The sequence below is a fragment of the Rhizobium sp. BK538 genome (genome assembly GCF_014197575.1).
Lineage (GTDB): Bacteria > Pseudomonadota > Alphaproteobacteria > Rhizobiales > Rhizobiaceae > Rhizobium.
The window spans coordinates 194001-200881 of record NZ_JACIFT010000014.1 but is presented as its reverse complement, the minus strand read 5'-3'; the positions used below and the strand labels follow the sequence as shown (position 1 = coordinate 200881).

The 6881-nt window shown below is 60.5% G+C and carries 7 protein-coding genes; 3 read left to right on the top strand and 4 right to left on the bottom strand.

The window, feature by feature from the left end:
* Window positions 1-504 (bottom strand): transposase (locus tag FHX09_RS19175; protein WP_184450503.1); only part of this gene is annotated, 504 nt, incomplete at its 3' end.
* 96 nt (window positions 505-600) lie between these two features.
* Complete coding sequence (locus tag FHX09_RS19170) at window positions 601-1440, bottom strand: oxidoreductase (RefSeq protein ID WP_132595175.1); 840 nt, start codon at window positions 1438-1440, stop codon at window positions 601-603.
* A 113-nt stretch (window positions 1441-1553) separates the two neighbouring features.
* Between FHX09_RS19170 and FHX09_RS19165 the strand changes: the two genes are divergently transcribed.
* Entirely contained in the window at window positions 1554-2447 is an 894-nt protein-coding gene (locus tag FHX09_RS19165) for a LysR family transcriptional regulator (protein WP_184450502.1), read from the top strand.
* A 2-nt stretch (window positions 2448-2449) separates the two neighbouring features.
* On the opposite strand, the gene FHX09_RS19160 is transcribed toward FHX09_RS19165, so the two are convergent.
* Both FHX09_RS19160 and FHX09_RS19155 read right to left on the bottom strand, forming a co-directional pair.
* Window positions 2450-3046 carry a glutathione S-transferase family protein gene (locus FHX09_RS19160; protein ID WP_007801000.1) on the bottom strand — a complete coding sequence of 199 codons (597 nt, stop codon included), beginning with the start codon at window positions 3044-3046 and terminating at the stop codon, window positions 2450-2452.
* A 58-nt stretch (window positions 3047-3104) separates the two neighbouring features.
* Entirely contained in the window at window positions 3105-3974 is an 870-nt protein-coding gene (locus FHX09_RS19155) for a 23S rRNA (adenine(2030)-N(6))-methyltransferase RlmJ (RefSeq protein WP_183722242.1), read from the bottom strand.
* An 83-nt stretch (window positions 3975-4057) separates the two neighbouring features.
* On the opposite strand from FHX09_RS19155, the gene FHX09_RS19150 reads away from it, so the two are divergent.
* A complete protein-coding gene (locus tag FHX09_RS19150; RefSeq protein ID WP_132595181.1) occupies window positions 4058-6196 on the top strand; it encodes a molybdopterin oxidoreductase family protein in 2139 nt (712 codons plus the stop codon).
* The gene (locus FHX09_RS19145; protein WP_007801006.1) at window positions 6193-6786 is read left to right on the top strand and encodes an NUDIX domain-containing protein; all 594 of its coding nucleotides are present in this window, start codon (window positions 6193-6195) and stop codon (window positions 6784-6786) included. Before FHX09_RS19150 ends, FHX09_RS19145 begins: the two co-directional genes overlap by 4 nt.
* Window positions 6787-6881 lie beyond the last annotated feature (95 nt).

Below are 6881 nucleotides of genomic sequence, written 5' to 3'. Positions count from 1 at the left end.
GCGCGACTTTTCGATCATCGCAAGATCATATTTGCCCTTGTTGGCATTCGCCTTCAGATGCGTTGAATCCGTGTAAAGCACCGTGCCATCCACCAGGCCATGACGGATTGCCTGCTCAACGATATGATCAAAGATGTCCTGGGCGACCGAGGTGTCGCTGAAGCGCCGGCGGCGGTTCTGCGACAGCGTCGAGGCGTCAAACACACCATCCGTCAGCTTCATCTGCAGAAACCAGCGATAGGCGACGTTGACCTCGATCTCGCGCACCAGCTGACGCTCCGAGCGGATGCCGAACAGGTAGCCAATGAACAAAGCCTTGAACATCAAGGTCGGATCGAGCGGCGGCCGGCCGTTGTCGGCGCAATAAAGCCCGGCAACGCGGTCATGGATGAAGGAAAAGTCGATCACCGCATCGATCTTGCGAAGCAGATGATCCTTCGGCACCAGGCTGTCGAGCGTCACCATCTCAAGAGCCGTCTGGGTGGGGGCAGGTTTCTTCAACATGTCCCACAGAATCATAAAACCCCCAGCTACGCCAGGGGTTTGTCAGCAGTCTGAAGCCGGGCTCTAGCCCGGCTTTTTTGTCTATGCGAGGAACCCTTAGACCTGCTTGGGGAAATCGGTCGAGACGGCAAGTTCACGCCATGCGGCGAGTTCCTTCGCGACGTGCTCGTTCTTCGCTTCGATCACCGCGACGGTGTCGCTGCCGAACGGCATGCGCAGCGGCGGGTTTTCGGCGTGCGCCAAGGTGACCATCGCCTTAGCAAGTCGGGCAGGGTCGCCGGGCTGCTGATGATTATGGCCGGCAGCGAATTCGCGCATCGCGCCGACAGGCGTTTGCTGATAGTCGGCGATCGAACTCGGGCTCACGGCAAGTGAGCTCTCATCCAGAAAGTCGGTGCGGAAAAAACCGGGCTCGACGACCGTCACCTTGATGCCAAGCGGAGCCACTTCGGCAGCGAGAGCCTCGGACAGGCCCTCGACGGCGAACTTCGTCGAGCAATAGATACCCCAACCGGCATGCGACTCGTAGCCGCCGATGGACGAGATGTTAAGCACATTCCCGGAGCGCTGGCGGCGCATCTGCGGCAGGACCGCCCGGGTAACCTTCAAGAGACCAAAGACGTTCGTGGCGTAGAGCTTCTCGATCTCTTCGGTGGTTGCTTCTTCCACGGCGCCCAGAAGCCCGAAGCCGGCATTGTTGAGCAGCACGTCGATCCTCCCGAAGCGCTTCACGGCTGCTTCCGCTGCCTTGTGCGCAGAGGCTTCGTCGGTCACGTCAAGCGACACGGTGAGCAGATGGGGATGATTGCCGAACTTCTCCTCAAGACCCTTCGGATTGCGCGCCGTCGCGACGACGGCGTCGCCGGCATTGAGAGCTTCCTGAGCGATAAGGGCGCCGAAACCACGCGATGCCCCTGTGATGAACCAAACACGCATGACGATCTCCTTTGTCCGTTGCGCTGCGATTTGCTTACGGAGTGAAGGTAGCGTATTGGCAGAGATGAGAGAATTTACGTTGTGTTTCATAATTTGCTGAGAAAAATTCATCAATGAAGCGTGTGCGCTCTACCGACCTGGCGATCTTCCTCGCGATCGCAAATCACCGAAGCTTCCGGAAAGCCTCGGTCGAACTGGGTGTTACGGCCTCTGCGCTGAGCCACGCATTAAGGGCAATCGAAGAGAGGTTGGCGGTTCGCTTGGTCAACCGGACGACCCGCGGCGTGGCCTTGACTGAGGCCGGCGAGCGACTGTTCGATCGCATCCGGCCTGCATTCCTCGATATTGACGCAGCACTCGACGATCTCAACAATTTCCGCGGCCAACCGCATGGCAAGCTGCGCATCAATGCGGCGCGGGCTTCCACCAAGCTTGCGCTCTTGCCGATCGTCTCGCGCTTCCTGAAGGCCTACCCCTCCGTCGAGGTCGAGATCGTCATCGATGACGCGCTGGTCGATATGGTGTCATCTGGCTTCGACGCCGGCGTGCGTTTCGGCGAAAGTATTGCCGCGGACATGATCGCCGTGCCGATCGGTCCGCGTCATCGCTTCGCAGTGGTTGCGGCGCCGAATTATTTCGAGGGCAGGGGTAGGCCGGTGACGCCGCACGATCTGCGCGACCACGAATGCGTGCGTTACCGTTTTGCCGGCGGCGCGTTCTATCGATGGGAGTTCGAACGCGGCGGGATCGAACTGGAGATCGAGGTCGCCGGTCCCCTGACGCTGGGGGATCAGGACATCATGCTGGATGCCGTGCTGCACGGCTGCGGCCTCGGATATCTTTTCGAGGAGCAGGTGCAGGAGGCGGTGGCCGATGGCAGGCTGATACGCGTGCTCGAAGACTGGTGTCCCTTCTATCCGGGCTTCTTCCTCTATTATCCGAGCCGTCGGCAGCTGCCGACGGCGCTGCGCGCCTTCATCGATTTCGCCAAGACCGACCAAGGCTAGGCTCAACTCTGAGGCTTCAGGTCGTCATAGGCGGCAAACTTCTTTTCGAACCGGCGAAGCCAGCCGATGAGTTCGGAATGATCGGCCTCCCACTGACCCTTGAAGCGCAGATCGAGGTAGCCGAGCGTTGCCGCCAGTGCGAAATGGCCGCCATGCAGCCGCTTACCGATCTTCGGTAGGTGAACGGCGAGGTGATTCAAGCCACTGACGGCCTTCTTCCATTGCCGGTCGATCCAGGGCTGGTGTACCTTTTCCTCGTCGCGGAAACGCCGCTCGTAGACGATTGCGAGAAGGCAGTCGCAGATTCCGTCGCAAAGCGCCTCGAGGATTTCAGCCTCCGTCCGTTTGCTGTTCTTCGAGGGATAAAGCTTCTTGCCTTTCAGTCGGCCGAAATAGTGCATGATGGCGATGCTGTCGAAGATCGACAGTCCGTCGTCGGTGAGCAGCGTCGGGATTTTGCCAAGTGGGTTGTTGTCGACAAGGATTGCCGGGCCGGCATTGGTGTCCACACGGATTTCGATGACATCGAGTTCCAGGTAGTGCGCCGCCATCCGTACTTTGCTGGAATAGGGAGAGCTTGGAGCGCAAAGAATCTTCATGGTCGTTGTTCCATATCGTTATGTCTCGGCGCGACTATTTCGCGCCGCCAGGAGTCGGTCAATCCTCCTTTGCCGCCCTGCTTTCACCGCGTAGCCAGAATGCGCGATGCGAGGCGTAGCGATCCTGCGCCAGATGGTCCTTGAGCGCGGGCAGCAAAGCATGCAGCTCGTCCTTCAACGTGAAGGGCGGATTGACGATAATCAGGCCGGAGCCTGTCAGCCCCGTGATGCCGCGATCGCTGCGCACGCTGAGTTCGGCGCAAAGCATTTTCGGAATATCGAGGGCCTGCAATGCCTCATGGAATTCCTTGATCGGCGCGCCCTTCTTCAGCGGATACCAAAGGCAGTAGGTGCCGCCGGGGAAACGGCGGTAGGCCTTTGCCAGACCATCCACCAGCCGTTCGTATTCGCCATCCTCCTCGAACGGCGGATCGACCAGGACGATGCCGCGCTTCTCTTTCGGGGGCAAGTGCGCGCCGAGCGACAGCCAGCCGTCAAGCTCGGTGATGCGTGCATGATGATCGCCCTCGAAGAGCCGATGCAGCCGCGCGAAATCCTCCGGATGCAGTTCCATGGCGGAAAGCCTGTCTTGCGGGCGAAACAGCATGCGCGAGAGCTTTGGCGAACCGGGATAAAAGCGGATGCCGTCTTCCGGGTTCAGTTCTCGGACAGCGGAAAGATATGGCTCCAACAGCTCTGCGACCTGCGGAGCGAGGTCCGCCCCCAGGAGCTTGCCGATACCCTCGTTCCACTCGCCGGTCTTTTGTGCCTCCTCGGAGGACAAATCATAGAGTCCGATACCGGCATGGGTATCGAGCACGCGAAACGCCGCATCCTTCTTCTGCAGGTAGCGGATCAGCCGCGCCAGAACGGCGTGCTTGAGCACATCGGCAAAATTGCCCGCGTGGTAGATGTGGCGGTAGTTCATTTTTGCTGATGCCCGTTATGAATTCGCCTGATCGACGTCATTTGTGACTTTTGGCCGGTTTCCGGTTCGAATATAGAAAAGCCATGAACATTGCGACCCCCATTCACGCCAAATCCGCCAAGTCGAACATCAGGCTCGGTCACACTGCCTGTCCGCACGACTGTCCCTCGACCTGCGCGCTGGAGGTGGAGATCAGTGACGATGGCCGCATCGGCCGTGTGCGCGGCGCAAACGATCACAGCTATACCTCGGGCGTTATCTGCGCCAAAGTCGCGCGCTACGCCGAACGACTTTATCACCCGGACCGGCTGATGCATCCCCTGCGCCGATCCGGCGCCAAGGGGGCAGGGCAGTGGCAGCAGATTTCCTGGGACGAGGCGCTGGATGAAATCGCCGAAGCCTTCGTCAAGGCCGAAGCCCGGGACGGCAGTGAGGCGATCTGGCCTTACTACTATGCCGGAACCATGGGTTGGGTTCAGCGCGACTCGATCGATCGCCTGCGCCACGCCAAGCGCTATTCCGGCTTCTTCTCGTCGATCTGCACCAATCCGGCCTGGACCGGCTTCACGATGGCGACAGGGACGCTGCGGGGACCTGACCCACGCGAGATGGGCCGCACCGATTGCGTCGTGATCTGGGGTACGAACGCGGTGTCCACACAGGTCAACGTGATGACCCACGCCATCAAGTCCCGCAAGGAACGCGGCGCCAAGATCGTCGTCGTCGATATCTACGACAATCCGACGATGAAGCAGGCCGACATGGCGCTGATCGTCAAGCCGGGTACGGACGCGGCACTTGCCTGTGCGGTCATGCATATCGCCTTCCGCGACGGCTACGCCGATCGCGACTACATGGCCAAATACGCCGACGATCCAGGCGGCCTTGAAGCGCATCTGAAAACGAAAACGCCGGAATGGGCTGCGGCCATCACTGGTCTGTCTGTGGACGAGATCGAGGCCTTTGCACGGCTCGTCGGCACGACGAAGAAGACCTATTTCCGCCTCGGCTACGGCTTCACGCGGCAGCGTAACGGCGCCGTCGCCATGCACGCCGCTGCCTCCATCGCCACCGTCCTCGGCTCCTGGCAATATGAAGGCGGCGGGGCCTTCCATTCGAACAGCGATATCTTCCGCATGAGCAATGCGGAACTGACGGGCAAGTCGATGAAGGATGCGGATATCCGCATGATCGACCAGTCGCAAATCGGCCGTGCGTTGGCAGGCGATGCCGTAGCGCTGCGCCATCGCGGCCCGGTCACGGCCATGCTGATCCAAAACACCAACCCGGTGAACATCGCGCCGGAGCAGCGGCTGGTGAAGCGCGGTTTTGCCCGCGACGACCTCTTCGTCGCCGTCCACGAGCAGTTCATGACGGAGACGGCCGAAATGGCCGATATCGTCATCCCGGCAACGATGTTCGTCGAGCATGACGATATCTACCGCGCTGGTGGCCAGAACCACATCCTCCTCGGTCCCAAGTTGGTCGAGCCGCCATCGACGGTGCGAACGAACCTGTTCGTGATCGAGGAACTGGCCAAACGGCTCGGCGTCGCCGATCGCCCCGGCTTCGGCTTCACCGCGCGCGAAATGATCGATCGGGTTCTCGAGGCCAGCAACCTGCCGGGCTACGATCATTTCCTCGAACACAAATGGTTCGACCGTCAGCCGGATTTCGAGGATGCGCATTTCCTCAAGGGATTCGCGCATCCGGATGGCAAGTTCCATTTCCGGCCGGACTGGGTCAACGGTCCCGCGCCGAATAAACCGCCGGCCGCCGTCGGGGCTCTTGGCCCGCACGAGCGACTGCCGCCGTTCCCGGATCAGGTGGATGTCATTGAGGTGGCGGATGCCGAGCATCCGTTCCGGCTCGCAACATCGCCGGCGCGCAACTTCCTGAATTCGAGTTTCTCGGAGACGAAGACCTCGCGCCAGAAAGAGGGGCGACCGGAGCTGATGATGAATCCGACCGATGCTGCCGACGGCGGCATTGAGCATGGTGACCTCGTGCGGATCGGCAACAGTCGTGGTGACCTGCGCATCCACGTGCGCATCACCGATGAGGTCAAGCCGGGTGTGCTGATCGCCGAAGGTCTCTGGCCGAACAAGGCGCATGTCGATGGCGAAGGCATCAACGTGCTGACTGGCGCAGATCCGGTCGCGCCATACGGCGGCGCGGCGGTTCACGACAACAAGGTCTGGCTGCGCAGGGATGCCGCATGACGAAGTTTGACAAGGCAAAAGCCGAGATCGTCGATGTAAAGACGCTCTCGAGCGGATGGACGCGTCTCAGCGGCTTCCAGATTGACTACACGGATTCCGACGGCAAGACACACCGACTGCAGCGCGAGGTCTATCATCGCACACCCGCAGCGACGATCCTGCTCTACGATCCAAAGCGCGACACGGTTGTCCTGGTCCGGCAGTTCCGCCTGCCGGTCTACCTTCATGATGAACCGGCCTGGATCATCGAGGCGCCGGCGGGCCTGCTCGATGGCGATGAGCCGGAAGCCGCGATCCGCCGCGAAGCCATGGAAGAAACCGGATTTCGCATTCGAGACATGCGCTTCCTGTTCAAGGCCTACAGCTCGCCGGGCTCGAGCATGGAGCTGCTGCACTTCTTCGCCGCATCGATCGATACGACCGATCGGGTATCGAACGGTGGCGGACTTGCCGAGGAACACGAGGATATCGAAGTTCTGGAAGTGCCGCTCGGCAAGGCGATGACGATGATTGAGCAGGGCGAGATCGTCGACGCAAAGACGATTATCCTGCTGCAGTGGGCGACATTGAACCGCGAGACGTTACTCTAGAGCGAAATCGGCCGCAAATGCTCCACGGCGGCGGCTTGTTTCAGCTTTGCAGCAGTTGTGACCAGCGGCAGGCGTGAAGTTGGTCAACCACATGA

Coding starts and splice junctions, on each gene's coding strand:
- FHX09_RS19170 (WP_132595175.1), bottom strand. CDS start 1,440: ATGCGTGTTTGGTTCATCACAGGGGCATCGCGTGGTTTCGGCGCCCTT.
- FHX09_RS19165 (WP_184450502.1), top strand. CDS start 1,554: ATGAAGCGTGTGCGCTCTACCGACCTGGCGATCTTCCTCGCGATCGCA.
- FHX09_RS19160 (WP_007801000.1), bottom strand. CDS start 3,046: ATGAAGATTCTTTGCGCTCCAAGCTCTCCCTATTCCAGCAAAGTACGG.
- FHX09_RS19155 (WP_183722242.1), bottom strand. CDS start 3,974: ATGAACTACCGCCACATCTACCACGCGGGCAATTTTGCCGATGTGCTC.
- FHX09_RS19150 (WP_132595181.1), top strand. CDS start 4,058: ATGAACATTGCGACCCCCATTCACGCCAAATCCGCCAAGTCGAACATC.
- FHX09_RS19145 (WP_007801006.1), top strand. CDS start 6,193: ATGACGAAGTTTGACAAGGCAAAAGCCGAGATCGTCGATGTAAAGACG.